The 25,623-nt window shown below is 71.6% G+C and carries 24 protein-coding genes; 11 read left to right on the forward strand and 13 right to left on the reverse strand.

What is annotated here, in order from left to right; translation table 11 throughout:
- Window positions 1-12: 12 nt before the first annotated feature.
- Window positions 13-330 carry a hypothetical protein gene (locus DVK05_RS02210; RefSeq protein WP_121561800.1) on the reverse strand — a complete coding sequence of 106 codons (318 nt, stop codon included), beginning with the start codon at window positions 328-330 and terminating at the stop codon, window positions 13-15.
- 148 nt (window positions 331-478) lie between these two features.
- On the opposite strand from DVK05_RS02210, the gene DVK05_RS02215 reads away from it, so the two are divergent.
- The 4 genes from DVK05_RS02215 to DVK05_RS02230 all read left to right on the forward strand — a co-directional run bounded on the left by DVK05_RS02215 (window position 479) and on the right by DVK05_RS02230 (window position 4,875).
- Window positions 479-1,753, forward strand: coding sequence for a Single-stranded DNA binding protein (locus tag DVK05_RS02215; protein WP_121561801.1), 1,275 nt, complete (start codon window positions 479-481; stop codon window positions 1,751-1,753).
- On the forward strand, window positions 1,750-3,456 hold the full coding sequence (locus DVK05_RS02220) for a hypothetical protein (protein WP_121561802.1): 1,707 nt from the start codon (window positions 1,750-1,752) through the stop codon (window positions 3,454-3,456). Before DVK05_RS02215 ends, DVK05_RS02220 begins: the two co-directional genes overlap by 4 nt.
- Window positions 3,456-4,226 carry a metallophosphoesterase gene (locus DVK05_RS02225; RefSeq protein WP_121561803.1) on the forward strand — a complete coding sequence of 257 codons (771 nt, stop codon included), beginning with the start codon at window positions 3,456-3,458 and terminating at the stop codon, window positions 4,224-4,226. Before DVK05_RS02220 ends, DVK05_RS02225 begins: the two co-directional genes overlap by 1 nt.
- Before the next feature lie 70 nt (window positions 4,227-4,296).
- Window positions 4,297-4,875 carry a putative phosphothreonine lyase domain-containg protein gene (locus DVK05_RS02230; RefSeq protein WP_121561804.1) on the forward strand — a complete coding sequence of 193 codons (579 nt, stop codon included), beginning with the start codon at window positions 4,297-4,299 and terminating at the stop codon, window positions 4,873-4,875.
- Window positions 4,876-4,899: 24 nt separating this feature from the next.
- Here the strand turns inward: DVK05_RS02230 and DVK05_RS02235 are convergent, their stop codons facing one another.
- The 6 genes from DVK05_RS02235 to DVK05_RS02260 form a co-directional block, all read right to left on the reverse strand.
- Window positions 4,900-5,370: a hypothetical protein gene (locus tag DVK05_RS02235; RefSeq protein WP_121561805.1), complete on the reverse strand. Its 471-nt coding sequence runs from the start codon at window positions 5,368-5,370 to the stop codon at window positions 4,900-4,902.
- Entirely contained in the window at window positions 5,367-6,527 is a 1,161-nt protein-coding gene (locus DVK05_RS02240) for a thiolase family protein (RefSeq protein ID WP_121561806.1), read from the reverse strand. Before DVK05_RS02240 ends, DVK05_RS02235 begins: the two co-directional genes overlap by 4 nt.
- Before the next feature lie 100 nt (window positions 6,528-6,627).
- Window positions 6,628-7,371 (reverse strand): bacteriorhodopsin, encoded by a 744-nt coding sequence (locus DVK05_RS02245; protein WP_121561807.1) that lies wholly within the window; start codon window positions 7,369-7,371, stop codon window positions 6,628-6,630.
- Window positions 7,368-8,915 carry a methyl-accepting chemotaxis protein gene (locus tag DVK05_RS02250; RefSeq protein ID WP_233559317.1) on the reverse strand — a complete coding sequence of 516 codons (1,548 nt, stop codon included), beginning with the start codon at window positions 8,913-8,915 and terminating at the stop codon, window positions 7,368-7,370. The genes DVK05_RS02245 and DVK05_RS02250 overlap by 4 nt, the downstream gene beginning before the upstream one ends.
- Before the next feature lie 121 nt (window positions 8,916-9,036).
- On the reverse strand, window positions 9,037-11,403 hold the full coding sequence (mutL, locus tag DVK05_RS02255) for a DNA mismatch repair endonuclease MutL (RefSeq protein WP_121561808.1): 2,367 nt from the start codon (window positions 11,401-11,403) through the stop codon (window positions 9,037-9,039).
- Window positions 11,404-11,708: 305 nt separating this feature from the next.
- Window positions 11,709-12,842 carry an ABC transporter ATP-binding protein gene (locus DVK05_RS02260; RefSeq protein ID WP_121561809.1) on the reverse strand — a complete coding sequence of 378 codons (1,134 nt, stop codon included), beginning with the start codon at window positions 12,840-12,842 and terminating at the stop codon, window positions 11,709-11,711.
- Window positions 12,843-13,114: 272 nt separating this feature from the next.
- Here DVK05_RS02260 and DVK05_RS02265 point away from each other — a divergent pair, with 272 nt between their 5' ends.
- Genes DVK05_RS02265 through DVK05_RS02275 form a run of 3 tightly spaced genes read left to right on the forward strand, consistent with a single transcriptional unit; the run spans window position 13,115 to window position 16,500 of the window.
- The gene (locus DVK05_RS02265; RefSeq protein WP_233559315.1) at window positions 13,115-14,410 is read left to right on the forward strand and encodes an extracellular solute-binding protein; all 1,296 of its coding nucleotides are present in this window, start codon (window positions 13,115-13,117) and stop codon (window positions 14,408-14,410) included.
- Between the two features lie 15 nt (window positions 14,411-14,425).
- A complete protein-coding gene (locus DVK05_RS02270) occupies window positions 14,426-15,421 on the forward strand; it encodes a carbohydrate ABC transporter permease (protein WP_121561810.1) in 996 nt (331 codons plus the stop codon).
- Window positions 15,418-16,500 carry a sugar ABC transporter permease gene (locus DVK05_RS02275; RefSeq protein WP_121561811.1) on the forward strand — a complete coding sequence of 361 codons (1,083 nt, stop codon included), beginning with the start codon at window positions 15,418-15,420 and terminating at the stop codon, window positions 16,498-16,500. The genes DVK05_RS02270 and DVK05_RS02275 overlap by 4 nt, the downstream gene beginning before the upstream one ends.
- A gap of 81 nt (window positions 16,501-16,581) precedes the next feature.
- Here the strand turns inward: DVK05_RS02275 and DVK05_RS02280 are convergent, their stop codons facing one another.
- Window positions 16,582-17,613, reverse strand: a complete 1,032-nt coding sequence (locus DVK05_RS02280; RefSeq protein ID WP_121561812.1) for a glutathione S-transferase family protein — start codon at window positions 17,611-17,613, stop codon at window positions 16,582-16,584.
- Between the two features lie 546 nt (window positions 17,614-18,159).
- Between DVK05_RS02280 and DVK05_RS02285 the strand changes: the two genes are divergently transcribed.
- Window positions 18,160-19,428 carry an FAD-binding oxidoreductase gene (locus DVK05_RS02285; protein ID WP_121561813.1) on the forward strand — a complete coding sequence of 423 codons (1,269 nt, stop codon included), beginning with the start codon at window positions 18,160-18,162 and terminating at the stop codon, window positions 19,426-19,428.
- Between the two features lie 30 nt (window positions 19,429-19,458).
- Here the strand turns inward: DVK05_RS02285 and DVK05_RS02290 are convergent, their stop codons facing one another.
- The 3 genes from DVK05_RS02290 to DVK05_RS02295 form a co-directional block, all read right to left on the reverse strand.
- A complete protein-coding gene (locus DVK05_RS02290) occupies window positions 19,459-19,875 on the reverse strand; it encodes an Hsp20/alpha crystallin family protein (protein WP_121561814.1) in 417 nt (138 codons plus the stop codon).
- A 3-nt stretch (window positions 19,876-19,878) separates the two neighbouring features.
- The gene (locus DVK05_RS17230) at window positions 19,879-20,034 is read right to left on the reverse strand and encodes a hypothetical protein (protein WP_008581677.1); all 156 of its coding nucleotides are present in this window, start codon (window positions 20,032-20,034) and stop codon (window positions 19,879-19,881) included.
- Between the two features lie 79 nt (window positions 20,035-20,113).
- Window positions 20,114-20,563: a hypothetical protein gene (locus DVK05_RS02295; RefSeq protein WP_121561815.1), complete on the reverse strand. Its 450-nt coding sequence runs from the start codon at window positions 20,561-20,563 to the stop codon at window positions 20,114-20,116.
- Window positions 20,564-20,657: 94 nt separating this feature from the next.
- Between DVK05_RS02295 and DVK05_RS02300 the strand changes: the two genes are divergently transcribed.
- Window positions 20,658-22,520, forward strand: a complete 1,863-nt coding sequence (locus DVK05_RS02300) for a radical SAM protein (protein WP_121561816.1) — start codon at window positions 20,658-20,660, stop codon at window positions 22,518-22,520.
- Between the two features lie 3 nt (window positions 22,521-22,523).
- A complete protein-coding gene (locus DVK05_RS02305; protein ID WP_121561817.1) occupies window positions 22,524-23,375 on the forward strand; it encodes an MBL fold metallo-hydrolase in 852 nt (283 codons plus the stop codon).
- 28 nt (window positions 23,376-23,403) lie between these two features.
- On the opposite strand, the gene DVK05_RS02310 is transcribed toward DVK05_RS02305, so the two are convergent.
- Together DVK05_RS02310 and DVK05_RS02315 are read right to left on the reverse strand one after the other, a co-directional pair.
- Window positions 23,404-24,024 (reverse strand): HAD family hydrolase, encoded by a 621-nt coding sequence (locus tag DVK05_RS02310; RefSeq protein ID WP_121561818.1) that lies wholly within the window; start codon window positions 24,022-24,024, stop codon window positions 23,404-23,406.
- 55 nt (window positions 24,025-24,079) lie between these two features.
- Entirely contained in the window at window positions 24,080-24,562 is a 483-nt protein-coding gene (locus DVK05_RS02315; protein WP_053771629.1) for a hypothetical protein, read from the reverse strand.
- 138 nt (window positions 24,563-24,700) lie between these two features.
- Here DVK05_RS02315 and DVK05_RS02320 point away from each other — a divergent pair, with 138 nt between their 5' ends.
- A complete protein-coding gene (locus DVK05_RS02320; protein ID WP_121561819.1) occupies window positions 24,701-25,582 on the forward strand; it encodes a hypothetical protein in 882 nt (293 codons plus the stop codon).
- The last annotated feature ends 41 nt before the right edge of the window (window positions 25,583-25,623 follow it).

Here is a 25,623-nt window from a genome sequence, read left to right on the forward strand (position 1 = left end):
CCCGCGGCGGGCTCAGTCCTCGTCGCCCCGATACACGTCGAACTCCGTCACCGGCTGCGGGTGCGTGACCCGGAAGCCGTCCGCGGTCTCCATCACGCCGCGCGTGCTGCCGGTCGTCCCGCCGTACGGGCTCTCCTCGCCGCCGGCGCCGGCGCCCTGATACGGCGAGGTGTACGGCGACCCCCCGACCGGGTCGTCGAACCCCTCGGGCGGGAGGTAGATCCGCTCGCCGTCCGCGGACCGCACGACGACGGCGACGTCTCTCGTTCCCGTCACGTCGATGACCGTGCGGTCGTCGGTGATCCGCGCGTCGACGTCGATCTCGTCCATGCCCCACGTTGCGGACGGGGGCGGTTTAGCCCTACCGGCCGTCGCGGCCGCTGTAATTCCATCGGCCGTCGCGGGCGCTGCGCTCCCGCCCGCCGCCGGCTCGAACGGTGGTGAATCCTTTTGTGCGGCCGCGCCGAACCTCGCTTCGATGGACGTCAACAGCCATGCCGAGGAGCTCGCCTCCGACCTCGGCGTCGACAAAGAGGAGGTCAAAGCCGACCTACAGAACCTGCTGGAGTACAGCGTCCCCATCGACGAGGCGAAACAGAGCGTCCGCCGGAAGCACGGCGGGGGCGGCGGCGGGTCGTCGCCGACGCCCGACGCGGTCGACGTGGGCGAGATCACTACCGAGAACGACGGCGTGACGGTCACCGTCCGCGTGCTGACGCAGGGGACGCGCACCATCCGATACCAGGGCGACGACCTCACGATCCGCGAGGGTGAGATCGCCGACGAGACCGGCGTCATCTCCTACACTGCGTGGCAGGACTTCGGCTTCGAGCCGGGCGACTCGCTGACGATCGGCAACGCCGGCGTCCGCGAGTGGGAGGGGGAGCCGGAGCTCAACCTCAACGACTCGACGACGGTCGCCATCGCCGACGAGCCCGTCGAGGTGGACCGCGAGGTCGGCGGCGACCGGAGCCTCGTCGACATCGCGGCCGGCGACCGCGGCCGCAACGTCGAGGTCCGCGTGCTGGAGGTCGACGAGAAGACCATCTCCGGCCGCGACGGCGAGACGGAGATCCTGGAGGGGGTCGTCGGCGACGAGACGGCGAAGCTCCCCTTCACCGACTGGCAGCCCCGCTCCGAGATAGCGGTCGGCGCGGATCTCCGCATCGAGGACGTGTACGTCCGGGAGTTCCGCGGCGTCCCCTCGATCAACCTCACGGAGTTCTCGACGGTCACCCCGCTTCCCGACCCCGTCGAGGTCGCCGAGGACGCCCCGCGGCTGTCGATCGCCGACGCGGTCGGCTCCGGCGGCATGTTCGACGTCGAGGTCGTCGGGAACGTGCTGGAGGTCCGGGACGGCTCCGGGCTCATCGAGCGCTGCCCCGAGTGCGGCCGCGTCGTCCAGAACGGCCAGTGCCGGAGCCACGGCGACGTGGACGGCGAGGACGACCTGCGCGTGAAGGCCATCCTCGACGACGGCACCGACACCGTCACCGTCGTCCTCGACGACGAGCTCACCGCCGAGGTGTACGGCGGCGGGCTCGACGACGCCCTCGAAGCCGCGAAGGACGCGATGGACAAGCAGGTCGTCGCCGACGACATCGCCGACTCGCTCGTGGGGCGCGCCTACCGCGTCCGCGGGAACCTCTCGGTCGACGACTACGGCGCCACCCTCGACGCGGTCGAGTTCGCGCTCGCCGACGACGACCCCGCCGAGCACGCCCGCGCCGCGCTCGCGGAGGTGGGCGAATGAGCGACGACGGCCCCGGCACGCGAGAGGTCGCCTACCGGGTGTTCGCCGCGGAGTTCGACGACGCCTCGCTGTCGTACTCCGAGAGCGACGAGGAGCGCGCCCCGAACTACGTCGTCACCCCGACCGGCGCGCGCGTGAACCGCCTGTTCACCGCCGGCGTGCTCACCGAGGTCGAGCGCGTCAACGACGAGACGCGGCGCGGCCGCGTCGTCGACCCCTCCGGCGCGTTCGTCACCTACGCGGGCCAGTACCAGCCGGAGGCGCAGACCTTCCTGGAGCGCGCCGACCCGCCGGCGTTCGTCGCGCTCACGGGCAAGGCGCGCACCTTCGAGCCGGAGGACTCCGACCGCGTGTTCACCTCCGTCCGCCCAGAGAGCCTCAACGAGGTCGACGCCGACACCCGCGACCGCTGGGTCGTCTCCGCCGCGGAGGCGACGCTCGACCGCCTCGCGGTGTTCGCGCGGGCGCTCGACTCCGACCTCCGGGGTGACGACCTCCGCGCGGCGCTGGAGGCGGGTGGCGCCCCCGCCCCGCTGGCCGCGGGGATCCCGAAGGCCATCGACCACTACGGCACCACCGCGGTCTACGCCGAGGCGGTCCGCCGGCTCGCGGTCGACGCCCTGGAGATGATCGCGGGCGACCGCGACGAGGTCCGCGCCCTCGACCTCGCCCCCGACGAGGGCGGCGAGACAGCGCTCGGTCCGCTCCCGGAGACCGACGTGACGGTCGCCGAGCCGGCGGCGACGACCGATACCGACCGAACTCCGAGCGAGGCGAGCGCCCCCGAGGCGGAACCGTCTCCCGCCGCGAGCGACGCCGAACCGAGCGCGGAATCGGACTCGGCCGCGGAGTCGGAATCGACCGCTGACTCGGAACCGACCGCCGACTCCGGGGCAACCGCCGACTCCGGGGCGACCGTCGACTCCGGGGCGACCACCGACGCCGACTCGTCGTCCCCCGAGACCGACTCGTCGCTCGGCGACTCTAGCGAGGCGTCGACCGACGACGCCGTCGGGTCGCCGACGGACGAGACGGCCGAGCCGGCGTCCGCTTCGACCGCCGAATCCGACTCCCTCGGCGACGCCGACGACCCTGCCGCGGATCCGGCCGACGCGGCGGCCGACGACGGCGGGCTCGGCGACTTCGACGCCGGCGGCGACGCGGACGCGGCGTTCGACGACGGGAGCGAGGCGGACGCGACCGCGGACCTCGACGCGGACGCCGACGCCGACGACATGTACCAGCTCGACGACGAGGAGCGCGAGGAGATCGAGTCCGAGTTCGGCACCGACTTCTCGACCGGCACCGAGGTCGACGAGCCGGGCGAGGCCGACATCGACGTGCCGGACCCCGAGGACCTCGCCGAGGAGCCGGTCGACGACCCCGCGGCGGCCGCGGACGAGGCGACCGGCGCCGCGACCGAGGAGAGCGAGCCGGCCGACCCGGCGACCGAGGCCGCCGAACCGACGGAGGACGACGAGGCCGACGCGACCGAGGCCGACGAGGACGTCGACCTCGAAGCCGCCGCGGTCGCGGCGATGGGCGACCTCGACGACGGCGACGGCGCGCCCCGCGAGGCGGTCGTCGAGCGCGTCGCCGACGACCACGGCGTCGAGCCCGGCGCGGTCGAGGACGCCATCCAGGACGCGCTGATGAGCGGGCAGTGTTACGAGCCCGGCGACGGGCTGCTCAAGCCGATCTGATGGCGCGGGTGGAGCCGGTCGTCGGCGAGCCGGCCGCCGTGGCCGACCTCGGCGGCGAGCGCGCGCTGCTCGTCGCCGACGTCCACGCCGGCATCGAGGTCGGCCTGCGCTACGAGCGCGGCGTCGAACTGGACTCCCGCGCCGACGCGCGCCGCGAGCGGCTCTGCGACCTCCTCGCCGAGACCGACGCCGATCGGCTCGTAGTCCTCGGCGACCTCGCGCACCGCATCGGCGCGCCCGACGGCGACGAGCGCGAGGAGTTGGAGACGTTGGTCCGCGCCGTCACCGACCGCGTCCCGATGACGCTCGTCGAGGGGAACCACGACGCGGGCGTCGCCGAGGCGTTCGCGGACGACCTCGACGTGATCGGTCCCGAGGGCGGGCTGCTCGGCGACTCCCCGGGAGCCGTCGGCGTCTGCCACGGCCACACCTGGCCGGACCCGGGGCTCCTCGACGCCGACGTGGTGTGTACCGGCCACGAACACCCGCAGGTGCGGCTGGAGGACGCGGTCGGCGGCTCGCGCGTCGAGCGCGCGTGGCTCCGCGGGGAGCTCGACCCCGCGGCGTTCACCGAGTCGGGCGACGAGGGGGACCGCGCGGCCGACTCGCCCGAACTCGTCGTCTTCCCCGCGTTCAACGAGCGCTCGGGCGGGACGTGGGTCAACGTCGAGGGGCAGTCGTTCCTCGCGCCGTACCTCCCCGCGGCGCTGCCCGCCGCCGACGCCTACCTGCTCGACGGGACGCGGCTCGGCGACTACCGGGGGGTCTGAGCGTGGCGACCCCGCAACCTCGCGTCGCGACGGACGGGACCGTTTTCACCCGCGGCGCCGAACCGACGCCATGGTCACCGACCGGTCGCCGACCGCGATCGACGAGGCCGGCTGGCACTGGCTCCGGGTCAAGCACGTGACCGGGTTCCCGCGACAGGCCCGCGACGCCTACTTCCCGACCCACGACGTGACGCGCCCGGCAGCGACGACCGAGGCCGACCTGCCGGGGGTCGACCGGGAGCGGGCGGATGCGCCCCCGGCCGACCCCGAGACCGTTCGCGACGCCGACCGCCTCGCGCTGGAGACGACGTACCTGAGCGGGAAGTGGCTCGTCGAGCGCCCCGCGGGAGCGGTCGACGACCTCTGGGAGGGCGTGGTCGACGACGTCGCGGCCGGGCGGTTCTGGGACGCGAAGGTCACGACCCGCGCCGGCCGCGAGGCCTTCGGCGAGGAGAACTACGCCGTGCTGGTGTTCACGCCGAACTACTTCGACCGCGAGGACGTCGACCGGGTGCGGCGCCGGCTCCGGGACGCTCACGGCGTGACCGAGGAGATCCGGTACCGCCCGGACGTCTACACGCTCGACGGCGTCCACGCGGAGCGGCTCGGGCCGCTCACCGACACCGACGCGTCGCGGTTCCGGGCCTGAGCCCGTGCCGCGCGAGGGGGACCGCTACTCGACCGGGCGGAACCGGAACCCGTCCCAGTCCTGGCTCTCCGGCTCGCGGATGCCGGCGCCCGGCTCGCGCAGTTCGCCGGCGTGGACGGGCTCGACGCGGTCGCCGATGGCGACGTCGAACTGCTCGCCGTCTCCGTCGTCGCCCGCTCCCGCGTCGCCCCGCTCGGCCACCTGTCCGAGCGCGCGGACCGGCGGTCCGTCGTAGTCGTCACCCATCTCGAACTCGACGATTGCGAGGGTGTTCGGCTCGCGGACCCCCGGCGGCGTCGCGGTCGAGGTCGTCCACGTGACGACCCGGCCCTCGTACTCGCGGAGGTCGACCGTCCCGACGCGCTCGGCGCCGTCCGGGCTCACGGTGTGAGGCGGGTAGGTGACGGTCCCGTCCGCGTACTCCGCCGCCTCGAAGGTCGGTTCCTCGCCGGGCGCTGCCCCGTCCTCGCCGTCGGTCGTCTCGTTGTCGCTCATTGGCTTCCCTCCAGGATAGTGGTGGTCACGCAGTTCCCGAACCCGCCGACGTTGCAGGCGAGGCCCGTGTCGGCCTCGACCTGTCGCGGGCCGGCGTCGCCCGTGACCTGCTTGAATATCTCGTACACCTGCGCGACGCCGCTCGCCCCGAGGGGGTGGCCCTTCGACTTGAGCCCGCCCGAGGTGTTGATCGGCAGGTCGCCGTCGCGGTCGGTGACGCCCTCCTCGACCGCCTTCCACCCCTCGCCCTTCTCGAAGAAGCCGAGGTCCTCGCTCTGGAGGAACTCCAGGATGGTGAACATGTCGTGGAGCTCGGCCACGTCCACGTCGTCCGGACCGATGCCGGCCATCTCGTAGGCGACCTCGGAGGAGTCGACGACCCCGCCCATCGTCGTCGGGTCCGCGCGCTCGTGGACGACGTGGGTGTCGGTCGCGCCGCCGATCCCGCTGATCACGGCGTAGCTGCCGTCCGGCGCGTACTCCTCGGCGACGGACTCGGGGCAGAACACGAGCGCCGCCGAGCCGTCCGTGATCGGACAGAAGTCGTACAATCGGAGGGGGTCGGCGACGACCGGCGAGTCGAGGACGGTGTCGAGGTCGACCTCCTTCTGAAACTGCGCGTGGGGGTTGTCGACCCCGTTCCTGTGGTTCTTCACCGCGACCTTCCCGAGGCTCTCGCGTGGCGCGTCGTACTCGTCGAGGTAGAGCCGCGCGGTGAGCCCCGCGAACGAGGGGAGCGTCACGCCGTGTTTGTACTCGACCGGGTGGGTGAGCGACGCGATCACGTCGGTCGCCTCCGCGGTCGTCCGGTGGGTCATCTTCTCGCCGCCGACCAGCATCGTGAGGTCGCTCGCGCCGGACGCGACCGACTGCCACGCGGCGTACACGCCCGCGCCGCCCGACGAGGAGGTCTGGTCGATCCGCGCGGTGTAGGCCGGCTGCGCGGCGAGGTCGTGGGCGAGGGCGTTCGGGACGCCGGTCTGCCCCTCGAACTCGCCGCTGGCCATGTTCGAGACGTACAGGTGATCGAGGTCGTCGCCGTCGACGCCGGCGTCGTCGAGCGCGGCCGCGCCCGCCTCCGCCAGCAGCTCGCGCACCCAGGCGTCGCGCTGCCCGAACCTGGTCATCGACGCGCCGACGATCGCTACGCGTTCCATACCGCTGGGTCCGTCGCAGTCGCCTAAAACGTACCTCTCTGCGGTCGCCGTCGTCGGGGTGCCCCGGCCCGGTTGCGGAACGGGAGGCCCCCGCGAGGCCTCAGTCGGCCCCGGTCGGCGTCTCGTCGCCGAGCGACGGGGCCGCGCCGTCGCGGTCCGCGGCCGCGGCGGACACCACGTCGGTGAACGCCTGCCGCCGCGCGTAGAAGAAGTAGACGTACGGCACCTTCGCCAGCACGTCGAGGAAGGCGTACGTCAGCGCGACGCCCACCGCGCCGGTGAACCCGACGCCCGACGGGCCCATCAGCCAGACGAACGGGTACGCGAGCCACAGCAGCCCGACGTGGTTCTTCAGCAGGCTGAACAGGCCCCGCTGCATCGGGTCGTCGGGGACCGACCGCGGGAAGATCACGTACAGGTACGCGAACAGCGTGACGTGGAACAGCGCCGAGACGCCGAACAGAACCCACCTGAGCGTCCCGCCGGCGACGACCGCGCCGGCCCCGAACGCGATCATCAGCGCGTCGGCCACCATCACGCCCGCGATGGCGCGGCGCGACGCGCCGGCGACGTAGCCGATGAACCCGACGAGCAGCGGCGTGGTGACGATCCAGTCGACGTAGCGGAGCCCGACCAGCTCGTTCCCGTTCACCGTCACGGTCCCGACTCCGAGCGCCATCCCGACGTACGCGAGCCCGGCGAACCCGGGGATCACCGCCAGCGCGGCCAGTCGGCCGCGGTGCTCCGACCCGTTGAGCTTCGCGTACAGCGCCGCCGTGATCCCGAGGCCGACGAGGAAGCCGACGGCCGCGATCCAGTACGCGGCGGTGACGGCGCCCGTCATCGCGCACCCCCGTCGGTCGTCGCCCGCGAGCGGCCGGCGCCGCCCTCGGCGGCCGGACCGCCGGTCCCGGCGTCGCTCCCCTCGACGGTGAAGGCCGCGACGCGGTCCTGGAGCGTCGTCACGGCGTCGGTCTGGAACTCGCGCAGCGAGTCGGACACGTCCTCGACGACCGACTGTCCCTCCTGTATCTCCGCCGCCGTCTCCTCGGCCGTCTCGGCGGTCTCAGTGCTGAGCTCCGTGATCTCGTCGACGGACTCCGCCGTGTCCTGTACCGTGTTCGCCTGGTCGGCGGTCGTCCGGCGGATCTCCGCGAGCGACCCGCTGATCTCGTCGACCGAGTCGGCGATCGACTCGATGTCGGAGAGCGTCGACTCGACGGTGTCGGTCCCGTTCTGGACGCGCTCCTGCGTCGAGCGGATCGACACCGTCACCTCCTCGGTCTGGTCGGCGATCTCGTCTATCATCTCGTCGATCTCGTTCGCGCGCGACTGCGTCTCCTCGGCGAGCCCCTTCACCTCCTCTGCGACCACGCTGAACCCGTCGCCCGAGCCGTCCGCGCGGGCCGCCTCGATCGAGGCGTTCAGCGCGAGCATGTCGGTCTGCTCGGCGATCTCGCCGATGATGTCGACGATCTCGGTGATCTCGTCCATCCCCTCCTGGAGCCGCTCGACCCGGTCGACGGCGCGTTCTGCCTCCGACTCGACCTCGGCCATCTCGTCGAGCGCGCTCTGGGAGGAGCTGCGCGCGTCGTCGCTCGTCGCCGCGACCGCCTCGCTCCGGTCCGACAGGTCGTCGACGGTCGCCGCGATCTCCTCGGCCGAGGCGCTGATGTTCTCGACGTCGGCGGCGATCGACTCCAGCTCCGCGCGCTGGTCGCTCGCCTGCCCCCGGATCGTCGTCGCGCTCCCGGTCGCGCTGGCGACGCGCTGTTCGACCTCGTTGCTCATCTCCGCCATCTCGCCGGCGTCGGCCTCGATGCGGTCGGCCATCTCCCGGACCGTCTCCACGGTCGCCTGGAGGTCGTCCATCATCCGGTTGAACGACTCCCCGACGGTCGCGAGGCTCTCGTCGCTCTCGTCGACGTCGACCCGGCGCGTGAGGTCGCCGGTCGCCGCCTCCTCCATCACCTCGGCGTAGCGGTCGGCCGTCCGGCGGTACCGTTCGGCCATCTCCGTCGCCTCCGCCCGCGCGTCTTCGAGCTCGTCCTGCGTCCGCTCCATCTCCGCGAGTCGGTCCTTCAGCGAGACCCGCATCTCCTCGATGGAGCCCGCCAGTTCGCCGAACTCGTCGGTCCGTGTAGACCGCACCTCGCGGTCGATGTCGCCGTTCGCGACGCGCCGCGTCTGCGCGCCGATCTCCGTGACGCTGGCGATCGTCTCGGCCGCGTTGATCGACCCCAGCGTCAGCAGTCCGGCGACGGCCGCGACGACCGTCGCGTTCGCGTCGTTCGTGACCACGCCGACGGCGACGATGAACGCCCCCGTCGCGACGTACCCGACCCCCAGTTTCGCCCCGTAGCTGTCTTTCACCGATGCGATCGGCATACGATCTATCACGAAAACCAACGTGTTAAACGGCGGCCCGCTGGTATCAACCGTGATATTCGGGATCGGCGGTGAGTCGGGCTCCGCGTCCCCGCGCTGTCAGGGTCGCTCCCGGCGGACGCTACTCCGCGCGCCGCCCGCCGTGGCCCGGGTAGTCACGCTCGAATCGCGACCCGATCTCCTCACGGTCGAGCCGGATCACGACCGGGCGCCCGTGCGGGCAGGCGTAGGGGTTCTCGCAGGCGTCGAGCCGGTCGAGGAGGTCGACGACGCGGCCCTCGGTCAGCGAGGTGTTCCCCGTCACCGAGGGGTAACAGGCGAGGTCGGCGAGCAGCTCGTCGACCGCGTCGGCGACCGGCTCGTCGCCCGCGGCGGCGTCGTCGACCAGCGCGGACAGCGCGTCACGCAGGAGGTCGGGGTCGAGCGCGGCGTCGAAGACGGCCGGGACCGCCGTCACCGCGACCTCGCGCTCGCCCGCGCGCTCGGCCCGGAACCCGATCCCCGCGAGGTCGTCGACGAACTCCTCGAACAGCGCCGCCTCGCGCGCCGTCAGCTCGATGCGGACCGGCTCCGCGAGCGCCTGCGCGTCCGCGCCGTCCGCGAACGCCGCCTTCAGCCGCTCGTAGTTCACCCGCTCGTCGGCCGCGTGCTGGTCGATCAGCACGAGCCCGTCGGGCGCCTCGGCGACGACGTACGTCTCGTGGAGCTGTCCCAGCACCCGCAGCGAGGGTAGCGAGTCGAACTCGCGCTCGCGCTCGGTCCCCTCGCCGCCGAGGGTCCGCTGCCGCGTCGCGGGGCGCGCCCGCGGAGAGGGCCGCGACGACTCCTCGGCGGGGGACCGGTTGTCCTCCTCCTCGCCGGCCGGCGAATCGGAACCCTGCTCGGCCGCGTCGCTCAGCGTCTCCGCGCTGTCGCCGGTCGCCCCCGCAACCTCGTCGGTCTCCGTCGGCGGCTCGCCGTCGCGGTCCGCGGAGTCCGCCTGCCAGCTTCGCGGGGACGGCCGAGCGTCGCCGCCCGCGTCGGTGCGCCCGGAACCTGTCCGTTCGCCGGCCGGTCCGTCCGTCGACGCGCCCTCGCCGCCTAGCCCGTCGACCGACCACGCCGCGTCGTCCGCGGGGTCCAGCTCTGTCGGCGCCGACGGGTCGTCGTCGCCCTCGGCGGCGGCGGCCCGGTCGGTGTCATCGTCGGGCCGAGCGGCGTTCTCGTCAGCCCGGTCGGTGTCATCGTCGGCCCGAGGGACTTCGCCGTCGCGAGCGTCCTCCGAGCCGCCTCCGGCGTCCGTCGGGTCGCCCGACGCCGCGGACTCGGTCGCGCGCTCGCGCCCCTCGCGCGCGGCGCGCTCGTGGCCGGTGTCCGCGCCGCCGACGGCCTCGACGTCGGGCGTCTCCGGGGCGACCGCGGTCTCGTCGGGCGCCGACTGCCCGCGGGGCGCCGTCGAGCGGATCAGCCCGTGGTCGAGGAGGGCGTCCTCGACGGCCGTCTCGACGGCGGCGCGGACCGCCGGCTCCTCGTCGAAGCGGACCTCCAGCTTGCGGGGGTGGACGTTCACGTCCACGTCGCCGGCCGGGACCTCGACGAAGAGGACCGCGAACGGGTAGCGGTCGGGGGCCAGCTGGCCGCCGTAGGCGTCGAGGGTCGCCTCGCGGAGCGCGCTCGCGGTGACGTACCGCCCGTTGACGTACGTCGAGAGGTAGTCGCGCGTCGAGCGCGCCGTCTCAGGGTGCGAGACGAGTCCCGTCACGCGCTCGACGGGGGCGCCGTCGGCGTCGGCCGCGCCGTCCGTCTCACTCCCCTCGGGCGTCCAGTCCACGTCGATCATCGACTCGGCGACCTCGCGGCCGTAGACGGCGAGGACGGCCGACCGGAGGTCGCCGTTCCCCTCGGTTGCGAACGTCTCGCGGCCGTCGTGTTCTAAGGAGACCGCCACGTCCGGGTTCGCGAGCGCGTAGCTCGTCACGACCGTGTTCACGTGGTCGAACTCCGTCGCCGTCCGCTTGAGGAACTTCTCGCGGGCGGGCGTGTTGAAGAAGAGGTCGTTGACCTCGACGGTCGTGCCCGCGGGGCAGCCGGCCGGCCGGACCTCGCCGACCTCGCCGCCCTCGACGGTGATCTCCGCGCCCGCCTCGGCGTCCGGAGGCCGTGAGCGGACGGTGAGCCGCGAGACGGCGCCGACGGTGTACAGCGCCTCGCCGCGGAAGCCGAGGGTGCCGACGCCGCGGTCGAGGTCCTCGATGTCGCCGATCTTCGAGGTGGCGTGCTCCGCGACGGCGGCGTCCAGCTGGTCTTCGGGGATGCCGACGCCGTCGTCGCGCACGCGGATCCCCTCGGTGCCGCCCGACTCGACCGACACCGCCACGCGGCTCGCACCCGCGTCGAGGCTGTTCTCGACCAGCTCCTTCACGACGCTCGCGGGGCGCTCGACGACCTCGCCGGCCGCGATCCGCTGGACGGTCCGCTCGTCCAACCGCTCGATGTCTGGCGGCTCCATGCTTACGGACTGTCCGACGAGCGCGCACTTCAAGCCGTTGTCGGCGGCGACGCGAGACAGAGGACTCGCCGCGACGCGGCTCGGCATGACAAATCCGCGGCGGCGCGCGCCTTCGAGCGGCCGACAGGCCGTCAAGGAGCGCACCGAGCGCATCGAGTCGTCGCGGCCGGAGCTTCGGCGGTGTTCACTGCCGAAACGGCGGGTTCCCACCGAGCAGCGGAACTCACGATGTCCGCCTCCGATTCAGCGAGAAAGTACGAACGCTCGGTTCACACCCCGACGCCAGCTCCGAAAATCGCCCGTCTCTAAGCGACCGCGGCCGCGATCTCCTCCTCGGTCAGGAACACGTCCTCGCCGGTCTCGGGGTCGAACAGGTGGAGGTCCGCCTCGTCGAAGGTGACGCCGACCTCGTCGCCGGCCTCGGGCTGGACGTCCGCGGGCGATCGCGCGAGGAAGTCCTCGCTCACGTCGAGGTGGACGTAGTTGTCGGAGCCGATGGGCTCGACGACCTCGACGGTCGCCGTGAGGGTCTCCTCGCCGGTCGGCTGCTCGACGACCTCGATGTTCTCGGGGCGGACGCCGAGGGTGTACGGGCCGCTCTCGAGGTCGTGGCCCGCGACGTAGTCGCGGCTGAGCGGGAACGCGAGTCCGGACGCCTCGTCCCGGATCGTCGCCGTCGTCCCGTCGGTCTCCACGTCGACGTCGAGGAAGTTCATCGACGGCGAGCCGATGAAGCCGGCGACGAACTCGTTGACCGGGTTCTGGTACACCTCCGTGGGGGCGCCGACCTGCTGGAGCTTCCCGTCGTTCAGGATGGCGAGTCGGTCGCCCATCGTCATCGCCTCCTCCTGGTCGTGGGTGACGTACATCGCGGTGACGCCGAACTCCTTCTGGAGCTTCTGGATCTCGGCGCGCATCTCCGTGCGGAGCTTCGCGTCGAGGTTCGAGAGCGGCTCGTCGAAGAGGAACACCTCGGGCTCGCGCGCGATGGCGCGGCCGAGCGCGACGCGCTGCTTCTGCCCGCCCGAGAGCTCGTCGGGCTTGTCGTCGAGCAGGTCCTCGATGCCCATCATCTCGGCCATCTCGCGGACGCGCTCGTGGCGCTCCTCTTTCGTCATGTCCGTGCTCATCTTGAGCCCGAACGCCATGTTCTCGCGGACCGTCTTGTGGGGGTACAGCGCGTAGTTCTGGAACACCATCGCGACCGGGCGCTCCTTCGCGTGGATGTCGGTGACGTCCTCGTCGTCGAAGCTGACGGTACCGGAGGTCGGCTCTTCGAGCCCCGCGACCATCCGGAGCGTGGTCGTCTTCCCGCACCCCGACGGCCCGACGACGGTCACGAACTCGCCGTCGTCGATCTCCAGGTCCAGGTCGTCGACGGCGACGATGGTTCCTCGGTCGAACTCCTTCCGGAGCGTGTCGAGCGTGACGCGTGCCATTTCCCTGAAGACCGGTCCGCTGGCATATGAGTTCTTTGCTGTTTTCCTGATATATGGTGAACAATCTCTTCTCAAATATTCGCACCCGCCCGTTCGGCTCGGTCGGCCCGGCAGAACCGGCCGGAACCGGCCCTCCCGAGCGGAAACCGCTCTTTCGACTCGGTCGAGTCGATCGTCGAACGGTTCGGTCGACGCGGATCGATCCCGATCGATCGGAACGTACCCCAAACACTAAATGTATGAAAATATAATTCATCATTTGTTCTGGACGCATGAGCGAGAAACGTAGAACGCTGCTCAAGGCGATGGGGGGAACGACTGCGCTCGCGGGGCTCGCGGGCTGTATCAGCACCGGCGGCGACGGCGGTGACGGCGGCGACGGAAGCGACGGGTCGGACGGCTCCGACGGGTCGGACGGAAGCGACGGTTCCGACGGCGGCAACACCGGGTCCGCGCGGCTGTGGACGGACCTCTCCGACGCCGAGGACGAGGCGATGACCGATTACATCGACCAGTACGAGTCGGAGACGGGCAACACCATCAACAAGGAGGCGCCCGGCGGCGAGCTCGACCAGCAGCTCGAAACCGCGATCCCGGCCGGCGACGGCCCCGACTCGTGGATCTGGGCGCACGACTGGGTCGGCCGGTTCGCGGTCCGCGAGGACCCGCCGTTCCTCTACGACGCGAGCGACGACGTCGACGTCTCGCTCGACAGCTACACGCAGGCGGCGCGCGAGGCCGCGCAGTTCAACGACGGGCTCTACGGGCTCCCGTTCGCCTCCGAGACCGTCACGCTGTTCTACAACGAGGACATGGTCGACGAGCCGCCGGAGACCCTAGAGGAGATGGTCTCGGTCATGGAGGAGCACCACGATCCCGAGAACGGCCAGTACGGCCTCTCGTACCCCGTGACGGACCCGTACTTCGCCAGCGGGTTCATCCAGGCGTACGGCGGGAACATCTTCGACGAGCAGAATCTCGAGGTCGGCGTCGACAGCGACGCGTGTAAGCGCGGGATCGACGCCCTCGAGACGGTGTCGCAGTACGTCCCGGCCGACCCCGGCTACGAGTCGCAGATCGTCGCGTTCGCGGACGGCCTCGCGCCGTTCGCGATCAACGGGCCGTGGGAGCTCGGGAACCTCCAGGAGTCGATCGAGAACCTCGGCGTCACGACGCTGCCGACCATCGACGGGAACCACCCGCGCACGTACTCGGGCATCCAGCTGTTCTACTTCTCGTCGATGCTGGCCGACGCCGACCAGTCCACGGTCGACGCGGCGACCGGCCTCGCCGAGTGGTACACCACCAACGAGGAGATCATCCAGACCAACGCCGCGGAACAGGGGTACATCCCCGTCCTGGCCGACGTCGTGGGCAACGGCGACCTCTCCTCGGAGGTCCAGGCGTTCGCCCAGCAGGTCGACCACGGCGTCCCCATCCCGACGCACCCGGACATGGACAGCGTCTGGACGCCCGTCACGGAGGCGCTGGAGCGCGTCTTCAACGACGAGCAGGACAGCGACGCCGCGCTCGACCAGGCAGCCTCCGAGATCCGGGAGGCGCTGTAGGCACCGCTCGGAGCGATGGCCTCTTCGCAACCCGGAACCGGCGTGAGCGGACTGGCGCGCCTGCGGTCGGCGCTGCCGTTCTCCAGTCGCGACTGGGGACTGCTCCTCGTCGCGCCCGGCGTGCTGCTCTTCTCGAGTTTCATGCTGTACCCAATCTTCTACCTCTTCTACATCTCGCTCACCGACGCGACGTTCGCCGGGTCGGTGATCGGCGGCGGCGCCGAGCTGATCGGGCTGGCGAACTACGTCCAGCTGATCGGCGACTCGCAGTTCTGGACGTCGATGACGACGACGTGGCTGTTCGTCGCCGTCTCGCTCGTGATCAAGGTGATCCTCGCCGTGGGGATCGCACTCCTCTTGAACCACGTCCGGGTCGCGGGCAAGCGCTACATGCGCGCCGCGGTGATCGTTCCGCTGGGGTTCCCCGGCATCTTCACGATCACCGTCTGGCGCGGGATGTTCAGCGACGCGCGCTTCGGCGTGTTCAACACCATCCTGGGCCGGTACAACGACGTGATGTCGTCGCTGTCGGCCCCGCAGGCCCTGCTCTTCGACGTGCCCATCGGGTTCCTCAGCGGTCGCTGGGAGGCGTTCTTCGCGTACGTCACCACCGAGGTGTGGCTGGCGTACCCGTTCATGGTGATCATCATCGTGAGCGCGCTCCAGGACGTGCCGAAGTCGCTCCACGAGGCCGCGATGGTCGACGGTGCGGGGGCGCTCCAGCGGTTCCGGACCGTGACGCTGCCCGCGATCAAGGGGCCGGTGCTGTTCGCGTCGATCCTCACGGCCGCGACGTCGTTCCAGCAGTTCCTGATCCCGTGGGTGTTCAACCAGGGGGGGCCGTCGAGACAGAACGAGCTGATCATCGTCTACGGCTACCGCGAGGCGATCACGTTCAACCAGTTCGGCCTGTCGGCCGCGATCCTGATCGTCGGGATCGGGTTCGTCGGGCTGTTCATGTACGTCGCCGTGCGCTACGGCGGCCTCGCAGAGGGGGTGGGTGACGAATGAACCCCCTCGAGTCCGCGGCCGCGCTGGTCGCCGGCGCGCTCGGGCTGGTCCGCTCGAAGCTGATCGGCCTCGCGACCGCGCCGAAGCGGTTCGCCGTGGTGATCCAGCGGGCGATATACGACGTCCGCACCGGGAAACGCAGCGCCTGGGACGTGGCCAAGAGCGTGCTGATGACGCTGTTCGGCCTCGCGATGGTGCTCGTGCTGCTGTTCCCGCTGTTCTGGATCACGACCGCGTCGCTCGCGGAGGGGTCGCGGCTGTTCAACACGAGCGGCATCTTCCCGGACCCGTCGACGTACAACCTCGGCGCGTACCGGTGGGTGATCTTCGAGTCCGACTTCTTCTTCGTCGACGGCGACTGGGGGTACCCCCAGCTGGTCCTCGGCGGCGCGGACGGGCTCGTGAGCTTCCGGTGGGCCGGCACGGAGACCGGTCCCGGGGCCGTGTTCAACAGCCTCTACATCGTCAGCGTGACGCTCGCGGCCGGCTTCGGAATGATCGTCCCGGCGGCGTACGCGTTCTCGCGCCGCAAGTTCGTCGGCCGCAAGCGCATCCTCTACGGCTACGTCCTCTTCACGCAGATCGGCGCCGGTCTGTCTATCGCGACGCTCGTGGCGCTGTACTCGCTGTTCAGCACCTACGGGCTCACGAACAACCTGTTCGTCCTCGGGCTCTTCTACGCCGCGTCGGCGATCCCGTTCAACACGTGGCTGCTGAAGACGTACATGGACAACATCCCCGTCTCCTACGAGGAGGCGGCGATGGTCGACGGCGCGAGCTTCCTCGACACGATCCGGGAGGTGATCCTCCCGCTGACGAAGCCGGGGCTCGCCGTCGTCCTGATCTTCGTCTGGCTGGCCGGCTGGAACGAGTTCATCATCGCGCAGACGCTGCTGCGCCCCGAGAACTACCCGCTGTCGGTGGAGCTGTACAACATCGCGACCGAGGGGCGGTTCTCGACGCCGTGGACGCGGTTCGCGGCGTTCGCGAACCTGTTCGCGCTCCCGGTGGCGATCGTCTACTTCGCGGCCCAGCGCTCCGTCGAGGACGGCCTCTCGTTCGGCGGGATGGAAGGGTAGCCGACCCGACCGCCCCGTCTCGACTTCTTCGACTTCTTTGACTTCTTCGACTTCTTCGATTCCTCTGACGACGCGGCCGACTCAGTCGTCCGCGGCCGGCGTCGGCGCCTCACCGCCGAGCCGCTCCCGGTCGTGTGCCGCCTCGAAGTCGAGGTCGGGCCCGCGCGCGATGATGCCCGAGGGGGTCACGTCCGGGTGCGTGGTGTAGTAGTGCTCCTTGATGTGGGCCATGTTCACCGTCTCGGCGACGCCCGGCGTCTGGTAGAGGTCGCGCAGGTACGGCCAGAGGTTGTCGTACTGGTGGATGAACTTCCGGTTACACATGAAGTGCGTGTGGTACACCTGATCGAAGCGGATCAGGGTGGTGAACATACAGATGTCCGCCTCCGTCAGGGAGTCGCCGACGAGGTACCGCTGGTCGGCGAGCCGCTCGTCGTAGCGGTCGAGCGCGCCGAAGAGGTCGTCGATGGCCTCGTCGTACGCCTCCTGCGAGGTGGCGAACCCGGCGCGGTAGACGCCGTTGTTGATCGGCTCGTAGATGTCCGTGATCACCTCGTCGACGTCCGCGACGGTCGCGTCGTCGTCCGCGTCGGGGAGCAGCGAGGCGCCGTTGCCGAGGTCGGCGAACGCGGTCGAGAGCATCCGCAGGACCTCGCGCGACTCGTTGTTGACGATGGTCTCCTCCTCTTTGTCCCACAGTACGGGGACGGTCACCCGGCAGGTGGCGTCGGGATCGGCCTCGACGTACAGCTCCCGGAGGTAGTCGCTGTCGTGGAGGTGATCCCGCGTACAGCCGTCCTTCTCCGGGCTGAACTGCCAGCCGTCCTCGCCGCGCCACGGGTCGACGACCGAGACGCTGATCGCGTCTTCGAGGCCCAAGAGGGAGCGGGCGAGGAGCGTGCGGTGCGCCCACGGGCAGGCGTACGAGACGTACAGGTGGTACCGGCCCGCCTCCGGCTGGAAGCGCTCGTCCGGCTCCGCGTCGACGTGCTCCGGCACGTCGCTGCCGGCGATCCAGTTCCGGAAGGTGGTCTCGCCGCGCTGGAACGCGCCCTCCTCGTCGGTCGCCTCGTAGGTGTCCGTGCGCCACTCGCCGTTCACGAGCTGATTCATGTTCGCAACGTGGGGTTCGACGCCTATAACGTGGGCGGGGACACGCGTGTCACCGGTTGAACGCAGAGCAAGATGCCGCATTCTGAGTACCCTACAGATAATTGATCGACGGAGAGCAAACGAGAGGCTCCGCCATAACCCCAATTACTCGCTGATAAATCGATGATGGTAGATCGGCGGTGAACACCGCCAAAGCCCCAGTCGCTCGGCACTACGTCGTTGCCACTACGGGGAACACCGCCAAAGCCCCAGTCACGAGGCCGCAGTACGCTCGTTGCGCTCCTCGCTCGCTCCGCTCGCTGTGGTGCTTACGTCGCCTACTGCGGCCTCGTGACTGCCCCTTTGAGTCCCGCCCGGCACAGCAACCGCCCCTCGCGCCTCCCCAGCCTCGTCAGTCGCCCTCGCTCCGCTTCGGGCGACTGACTCCCTCGCGCGTGCTGACTCGCGACCGCCTCCGGCGGCCGCTCGCAGGCACGCGCCACCGCAGTAGCGTATACACAATCGTCGTCCCGGTGGCTTTTCGTCGTCGCTCGCGTGTCACGGGGTATGACCGAAGCAGACGAGCCCGCCCCGTCGGTCGCGGTCGTCGGCGGCGGCGCGGTCGGCGTCACCGCCGCGCACGACCTCGCGGCCCGCGGCGCCGACGTGACCCTGTTCGAGCGCGGCGATCTGGCGGCCGAGAGCTCCGGGCGCGCGGCCGGGCTCCTCTACGACGCCTACGCCGAGGACGTCGACGCCGCGGTCGGGGCCCGCGCGCTGGAGCGGTTCCGCGCGTTCGACCGCTCGCTGCCCGGCTTCTCCTTCGCCGCGTGCCCGTACGTCATCGCGGTCCGGGAGGGCGACCCGGACGCCGACGCCGTCCCGGCGATGGTCGACCGCATGCGCGAGCACGGCCGCGAGGTGTCGGTCGCCGAGCCCGACGCGCTCGGCGACCGCTTCCCGTCGCTCCGGACCGACGACCTCGCCGTCGCCGCGGTCGCGGAGGGCGCGGGGTGGACGGATCCCCCGAGCTACGTCCGCGCGCTCGGCGAGCGCGCCGCTCGCGAGGGCGTCGCGGTCGAGACGGAGACCGCGGTCGCGCTCGGTCCGCGGACCGACGCCGGACGCGAGGTCCAGGTCCGGGACGCCGGCGAGGAGGAGAACCCGCAGACCGAGACCCGCGCGTTCGACGCGGTCGTCGTCGCGGCCGGGGCGCACACGCGCTCGCTGCTCGCGGACGCCGGCGTCTCGGTCCCGGTCGTCCCCTACCGCGTTCAGGCGCTCGTGGCCCGGGACGCCTACGACGGCCCGATGGTCTACGACGCCACCGCGGACGCGTACTTCCGCCCGCACCCGGACGGCCTGCTCGCGGGCGACGGCACCGAACCGGTCCCGGCCGACCCGGACGACTACCGCCGGGAGGCGGACGACTGGTTCCGCGAGGACGTCGGGGCCGTCCTCGACGAGCGGCTCGCCCGCGGCGACGCCCCCGGTCGCTCGACGGGCACCGGCCGCGACCTCGCCGACGCGCGGGCGTGGGCCGGGCTCTGTACCGCGACGCCCGACGGCGACCCGCTGATGGGGCCGGTCGACGCGGGCGCTGAGGGGTCCCCGACCCTGTTCGTCGCCGCCGGCTGGCAGGGACACGGGTTCATGCGCGCGCCGGCGACGGGCGAGACGGTCGCCGAGGGCGTGCTCGCGTCGCTCGCGGGGATTACGTTCGACGCGCCGGACTCGCCGTGGATCGGCGCGTTCGACCCCGAGCGGTTCCACGGCGACGAGTCCTTCGAGATCACGGAGGGGATGTCGCTGTCGAACCGGACGGACGGGGAGTAGCCCGCCAGCACGGGGCCGGAAACGGCGGCGTCAGTCGCTCTCTTCGACGACGTCGACGTCGCTCGACCCGCCGCGCTTGGGTATCTCGACGTGGAGCGTCCCGTTGCGCGTGAGCGTCGCGTTCGCGCCCTCGGGCGTCACGTCGGCGTCGCGCGGGAGGTCGACGCGCCCGGACAACGAGACGCCGCGGCCCGGGAACACGAGGTCGTAGCCGTCGTAGAAGTCGCGGAAGCGTTCGAGGTTCACCTCGACGGTGCGGTCGAGGAAGGTGACGTCGACGTCCTCGCCGCGGACGCCCGGGGCGTCGAAGACGACGAGGTAGGCGTCGTCGCTCTCGAGGAGGTCGGTGGAGAGCGGGCGCCGCTCCTGGACGCGCCCCCACCCGCGACCGACGCGTTCGAGGGCGCTTCGGAGCGCCGAGCGACCGGTCTCAACGAGTCGGCCCACGGCTCACACCTCGATTTCGACGAGGTCGCTCCCGCCGCAGTACGGACACGAGAGGTCCTCCACGGCGTGGTCGTCCGGCACGTCGTACGTGTAGTGGTTCTCGAACATGTCGAGCTCGCAGTCGTCGCTCTCGCACTTGACCTCCATCGTCGATGGCATATACGAGCCAGTTGTGTCGGCGAGGGCTTAAACGGCGTGGCGGCGGCGACCCGGGAGCGCCGAACGCCCCGCGCGGCGGTCAGATACCCGCGCCGCGGAGCCGCTCCGGAACGACGGTGCGCTCGGCGACCGCGACGACTGCGGTGCCGACCGCCACGCCGGCGAGGAAGCCGGGACCGTACGGGTAATACGGGACCCCGAACGCGAGCGCGACGCCCAGCCCGACGGGGATCGCGAGGATCGCGGCGCCGAAGGCGACGTAGGTCAGCGTCTCGTAGCGTTCCGGGGAGAGGCGGTCGCGGGCGAGCCACGCGACCGGTCCGAGACCGACCGCGGTCGCCGCGGCCCACCCGGCCGCGAGCCCCCAGGGCCGAGGGTCGGCGCCGAGGAACTGTATCGCGGCGAGCGCGCCGAGCGCCGCGAGCGAAACGACGTTCGAGACTCGTTTCCAGCGAGAGGGCTCGTCGGCGGCCGAAGGGGGGCCGTCACCCGAGCGCGTCTCGGCGGTCGGGGGCGTCTCGGAGGGCATAGCCGGCGCTTCCGTGCCTCGCGACATAAGCCGTCCGGCGGAGTCCCCGGCGTTCCGCACGCTTTTCCCCTCTCGGCCGACTACGGGAGGTAACATGACCGATTCGCCCGCGTCGGCCCGGGGGTCGCTCCCGGCCGACCCGAACGACCTCGCCGTCACCATCGTCGACGGGTACGTCGACGAGCCGGCCCACTTCGGCGTCCCGCCGTACCTCTCGACGTACCCGCGGTACACGGCCGGCGCGCTCGTCGACGCGGGCGTCCCGGAGTCGCAGATCACGTATCACACCATCAACGAGCTCCGCGAGGACCGCTCGAAGCACGCCGACGTGGCGGACGCGGACCTCATGATCTACGTCGGTGGGATGACGGTGCCCGGCAAGTACGTCGGCGGCACCCCCGCGGAGCCCGACGAGGTCCGCGAACTCGGCTGGACCGCGGACGGCGTGACGCTCTTGGGGGGTCCCGTGCGGTTCGGAGTCGGCGAGGAGAACGCGGGCGCACAGGAGACGCAGCGCGACGACCTCGACTACGACTTCGTCGCGATGGGCGACGTCGAGGCGGCGGCCCACGACCTCGTCCGCGAGGGGTTAGAGGGGTACGGCAACCGGATGCGGACGAACGAGGAGGTCGACCGCTGGGCGCGGCGGGGCGCGTTCGTCGTCGAGCAGCACCCGAACCACCCGGACTACCTCATCTGCGAGATGGAGACCTCCCGCGGCTGCGCGTACCGCTGTTCCTTCTGTACGGAGCCGCTGTACGGCGACCCGGCGTTCCGCGCGGCGCGGTCGGTCGTCGACGAGGTCGACGCGCTCTCGGACCGCGGGGTCAGGCACTTCCGGCTCGGGCGGCAGGCCGACATCCTCGCGTTCGGCGGCGACGGCGAGGCGCCGAACCCCGACGCGCTCCGGGAGCTGTACGGCGGGATCCGCGAGGTCGCGCCCGACCTCCGCACGCTCCACCTCGACAACATGAACCCGGTGACGATCACCGACTACCCCGAGGCGTCCCGCGAGGCGATCCGCGTCATCGCCGAGCACAACACGCCGGGCGACACGGCCGCGTTCGGGCTGGAGTCGGCCGACCCAGTGGTTCAAGAGGAGAACAACCTGCTCGTCACCGCGGAGGAGTGCCTGGAGGCGGTCCGCGTCGTCAACGAGGAGGGCGGCTGGCGCCCCGGCGACGCCCCCGAAACGACGCCCGGCGACGCGTCCCGCGTCACCGGACCCTCGACCGGCCCGGACGCCTCGCCGCGGCTGCCGAAGCTGCTCCCCGGGATCAACCTCGTCCACGGGCTGACCGGCGAGCGGCCGGAGACCTACGAGCACAACAAGCGCTTCCTCCAGACGGTGTACGACGAGGGGTTGATGCTCCGCCGGATCAACATCCGGCAGGTGATGGCGTTCGCCGGCACGGAGATGGCCGAGACGGGCGCCGAGGTCGCACAGGAGCACAAAGACCAGTTCCAGGCGTACAAGCGCGAGGTGCGCGAGACCATCGACAACCCGATGCTCGACCGCGTGGTCCCGCCGGGGACCGTCCTGCCGGACGTCCACCTGGAGTACCACCAGGACGGCAAGACGTTCGGGCGCCAGCTCGGCACCTACGCGCTGCTGGTCGCGGTGCCGGGCGAGCGCGAGCTGGGAACCAGCATCGACGTGGCGATCACGGACCACGGCTACCGCTCCGTGACGGGCGTCCCGTACCCGCTCGACGTGAACGCGGCGTCGATGGACGAGCTGACGGCGATCCCCGGGATCAACCGGAGCACGGCCGGCGACGTCGTGGTCGGCCGCCCGTACGACTCCGTCGACGCCGTCGACGCGGTCGCCCCGGGGACCGTCGACCTCGCCGCCTACGCGGTCGCGGGCGACACCGACGTGCCGATCCCGGGCCGCGACCGACGCGGGTCCGGCCCCGGTCCGGCCGCGCGGTCGTCGCTCGGCCGCGGGGACTGAGCGATGGCGGCCGACGACCCCGGCGACGCGGAGCGGCCCCACGACCCCGCGGTCACCCGGGTCGAGGTCCCGGTCGACACGCGCGCGCCGGGCGGGACCACGAACGCGTACGTCGTTGACGGCGTGCTGATCGACCCGGCCGCCCGGACGGACGCGCTCGACGCGGCGGTCGCGGCGGACCGTCCCGGTGATCCCGGCCTCGAGGCCGTAACAGTCACCCACGCCCACCCGGACCACGTCGGCGCGGTCGCCGACTACGCCGCCGCGACGGGGGCGACCGTCGTCGCCCGCGAGGGCCACGCGGACCGGTTCGCCGCGGCCGCCGGGGTCGAGCCGGACGAGACGGTCGCGCCCGGCGAGTCGGTCGCGGACACAGCGGTCCGCGCCGTCGACACCCCGGGACACGCGCCGGACCACCTCGGGTTCGCGGCCGGCGACCCCGACGCCCCCGGGCGCGCGGTGCTGTGCTGCGGCGACCTCGCCGTCGCCGAGGGGAGCGTCGCGGTCGCCGCGCCCGAGGGCGACCTGTCCGCGTACCTCGCGAGCCTCGAACGGGTCCGCGACGCCGGCTACGGTCGCTTGCTCCCCGGGCACGGGCCGCCGATCGACGATCCCCAGGCGACCTGTCAGCGGCTGATCGACCACCGGCTCGACCGCGAGCGCGACGTGACCGCCGCGATCGACGCCGGCGCGACGGACGTCGAGTCGGTCGTCGACGCCGCCTACGAAAAAGACCTCACCGGCGTGCGGGACCTCGCCCGAGCGACGGTCGTCGCGCACGTCGAGAAGCTGGTCGCGGAGGGGCGGGTCGACGAGGCGTGGCGCGCGCGGCTGGCGGACCGCGGCTTCGACTGACGCGGCCGCTCGGCGCCGTCGGTCCCGCCTACGGCTCGGCCTCGAGTTCGCCGACGACCTCGGACAGCGGCGTCTCCGTCACGTCGACGAAGCGGCCGCCCGCGGCGACGATGCCGCCGTCAGTCTCGGGGTCGTCGCCGACGTGGACGAGCCCGGTGGTGGTGGTCCCGAGCGCCTCGGCCGCGGCCTCGAACGCGGAGGGATGCGGTTTCCGCCAGCCGCAGCCGACGCTCGTCGTGACCGCGTCGAACTCGCCGCGGAGCCCCGCGCGGATCAGCGTCCGCGGGACGAGCTCGGGGACCGCACAGTTCGAGAGGAGGCCGACCGGGCCGCGCTCGGCGGCGCCCCGGACCGCGTCGAGCGCGTCGTCGCGCCGGGTCACGTCGGGGTCGAACGCCGCGATCACGGCGTGCCTGGCGACGTTCTGGGGCGCGTCGACGCCGCGAGAGTCGAGCGCGCGGGCGACGTGCGCGGGGAGGGGAACCTCCGCGCCGGCCGGCGCCTCGACGTGCTGCTCGCCGTACGCGACGTGCCAGTCGTCGGGGACCGTCACGTCGCGGGACTCCAGTTCGCGCGCGACCGCTTCCGCCGGGTCTGCCGGGTACTCGACGTCGACGAGGGTCCCGAAGAGGTCGAAGGTGACTGCCACGATACCACCGTTAGGGCCAAACCCGGATTGAACCTGTCGGTCGGGGAGACCGCGCCTAGAACGCCGACCCGAAGTGGAGCGTGACCAGCCGGTAGAGCCCGGTCACCCACGCGCACAGCCACAGCAGCATGAACCCCGCGACGCCGGCCCTGAGGCGTTTCCGCCAGTGGCCCATGTCCTCGTGGAGCTCGTCGATGTCCACGCTGGGGTCCTCGTAGGCGTCCGCGTTCCGCTTCGCCTGGAAGATCCGCACGATGCCGGTGAGCGCGAACGCCAACAGGGCGTACGCCTGAACGCCGAAGAACGCGTGGAGGATCGCCATCCCGCTCACCTGGTCGAGGACGCGCGGGATCATCCAGGTGACGATGGGGACCGTCGTGAGCACCAGCCCGACGAGGATGTACCGGAGGTGCCGCATCAGCACGTTCCACGACACCGTTTCCGCGTCGATCATGATCCAGGCCCCGTACAGAAGGAACGGGAGGCTCGTCGTCACGGACACCCCGGCGAGCGCCGCGATGACCGACTCGTCGACCATGTCGACGGGTACGTGCTCCGGCGCGTAAAGCCCCGCGATCCGCGTCCGGCGACGCGGTCGCCCGGCCCCCGTCCCGTCTTCCCGGCGGCCGGGCGCGGACGAAAACAGTTAGCGTCAGGAGCACGTAGCGCCGGGGTGATGGAGGACACCTCGACGCGGTCGGAGCCGGAGTCGCCGCCGGAGGAGTCGGCCGATCCGACTCCCGACGGTCCGGACGACCCCGGACCGACGGGCGAGGACGGAGAGCCCTCGGCGGCCGACGAGGAGACTCGGGACGACGAGACCGACATCGAGGCCCTCCGCGAGCGGGTCGAGTCGGAGTACGACTTCGACGACTTCGGCCCGTCCGACATGGCGCAGATGAGCGCGGAGGAGTGGGACGCCGCGTTCGACCCCGACACGTGGATCACCGGCGACCGACTCTTAGACCGCGTCGACGCCGAGCTGAAGTCCCGGATCGCGACCCGGGACGTGTTCGGCGTCTTAGAGCGCGTCCGCGAGGACGGGGAGGAACGCATCCTCGTCTACTCCGACGAGGGGTACGCGATCATCCGGCCCACGGGCGAGGTCCGCGGCGAGGGGACCGTGCTCCGGGACATCGAGCCGGTCGTCGCGCTCGCGGCGATGGACTCGTACGAGGTGCCCGAGCCGCCGGAGGACTGGTCGCTCCCGCACCCGGACAGCGTCCCCGAGGGATCCGGCGAGTTCGGGAACCTCGTGGTACAGGTCGTCGCCGCGATCCAGGTGCTCGCCGGCGCCGCGCTCCTCGTCGCGAGCGCCGTGGCCGACCTCGGGACCATCGTCGCTCCGGTGATGGGGATCGTCTTCCTGCTGGTGGGCGTGTTCCTGTTCGCGATGGTGGCGAACGCGCGGCTCTCCGACCGGTTCCGCTCGGAGGAGTACCGGGAGCGGCTCCGGGCGCTCCGCGAGGCGAAGGAGCGGCCCGAGTTCGTGCCCGTCGAGGACGGCGTCGTGACCGACGGCGACGCCGCCGCGACCGACCGCGACCGAGACGAGTAATTACGCCGATTTCGGCCGTCTCAGCCCCTCCAACCTCCTCC

The sequence above is a fragment of the Halorubrum sp. Atlit-8R genome (assembly GCF_003666025.1).
Lineage (GTDB): Archaea > Halobacteriota > Halobacteria > Halobacteriales > Haloferacaceae > Halorubrum > Halorubrum salinarum.

Coding starts and splice junctions, on each gene's coding strand:
- DVK05_RS02210 (WP_121561800.1), bottom strand. CDS start 330: ATGGACGAGATCGACGTCGACGCGCGGATCACCGACGACCGCACGGTC.
- DVK05_RS02215 (WP_121561801.1), top strand. CDS start 479: ATGGACGTCAACAGCCATGCCGAGGAGCTCGCCTCCGACCTCGGCGTC.
- DVK05_RS02220 (WP_121561802.1), top strand. CDS start 1,750: ATGAGCGACGACGGCCCCGGCACGCGAGAGGTCGCCTACCGGGTGTTC.
- DVK05_RS02225 (WP_121561803.1), top strand. CDS start 3,456: ATGGCGCGGGTGGAGCCGGTCGTCGGCGAGCCGGCCGCCGTGGCCGAC.
- DVK05_RS02230 (WP_121561804.1), top strand. CDS start 4,297: ATGGTCACCGACCGGTCGCCGACCGCGATCGACGAGGCCGGCTGGCAC.
- DVK05_RS02235 (WP_121561805.1), bottom strand. CDS start 5,370: ATGAGCGACAACGAGACGACCGACGGCGAGGACGGGGCAGCGCCCGGC.
- DVK05_RS02240 (WP_121561806.1), bottom strand. CDS start 6,527: ATGGAACGCGTAGCGATCGTCGGCGCGTCGATGACCAGGTTCGGGCAG.
- DVK05_RS02245 (WP_121561807.1), bottom strand. CDS start 7,371: ATGACGGGCGCCGTCACCGCCGCGTACTGGATCGCGGCCGTCGGCTTC.
- DVK05_RS02250 (WP_233559317.1), bottom strand. CDS start 8,915: ATGCCGATCGCATCGGTGAAAGACAGCTACGGGGCGAAACTGGGGGTC.
- mutL (WP_121561808.1), bottom strand. CDS start 11,403: ATGGAGCCGCCAGACATCGAGCGGTTGGACGAGCGGACCGTCCAGCGG.
- DVK05_RS02260 (WP_121561809.1), bottom strand. CDS start 12,842: ATGGCACGCGTCACGCTCGACACGCTCCGGAAGGAGTTCGACCGAGGA.
- DVK05_RS02265 (WP_233559315.1), top strand. CDS start 13,115: ATGAGCGAGAAACGTAGAACGCTGCTCAAGGCGATGGGGGGAACGACT.
- DVK05_RS02270 (WP_121561810.1), top strand. CDS start 14,426: ATGGCCTCTTCGCAACCCGGAACCGGCGTGAGCGGACTGGCGCGCCTG.
- DVK05_RS02275 (WP_121561811.1), top strand. CDS start 15,418: ATGAACCCCCTCGAGTCCGCGGCCGCGCTGGTCGCCGGCGCGCTCGGG.
- DVK05_RS02280 (WP_121561812.1), bottom strand. CDS start 17,613: ATGAATCAGCTCGTGAACGGCGAGTGGCGCACGGACACCTACGAGGCG.
- DVK05_RS02285 (WP_121561813.1), top strand. CDS start 18,160: ATGACCGAAGCAGACGAGCCCGCCCCGTCGGTCGCGGTCGTCGGCGGC.
- DVK05_RS17230 (WP_008581677.1), bottom strand. CDS start 20,034: ATGCCATCGACGATGGAGGTCAAGTGCGAGAGCGACGACTGCGAGCTC.
- DVK05_RS02295 (WP_121561815.1), bottom strand. CDS start 20,563: ATGCCCTCCGAGACGCCCCCGACCGCCGAGACGCGCTCGGGTGACGGC.
- DVK05_RS02300 (WP_121561816.1), top strand. CDS start 20,658: ATGACCGATTCGCCCGCGTCGGCCCGGGGGTCGCTCCCGGCCGACCCG.
- DVK05_RS02305 (WP_121561817.1), top strand. CDS start 22,524: ATGGCGGCCGACGACCCCGGCGACGCGGAGCGGCCCCACGACCCCGCG.
- DVK05_RS02315 (WP_053771629.1), bottom strand. CDS start 24,562: ATGGTCGACGAGTCGGTCATCGCGGCGCTCGCCGGGGTGTCCGTGACG.
- DVK05_RS02320 (WP_121561819.1), top strand. CDS start 24,701: ATGGAGGACACCTCGACGCGGTCGGAGCCGGAGTCGCCGCCGGAGGAG.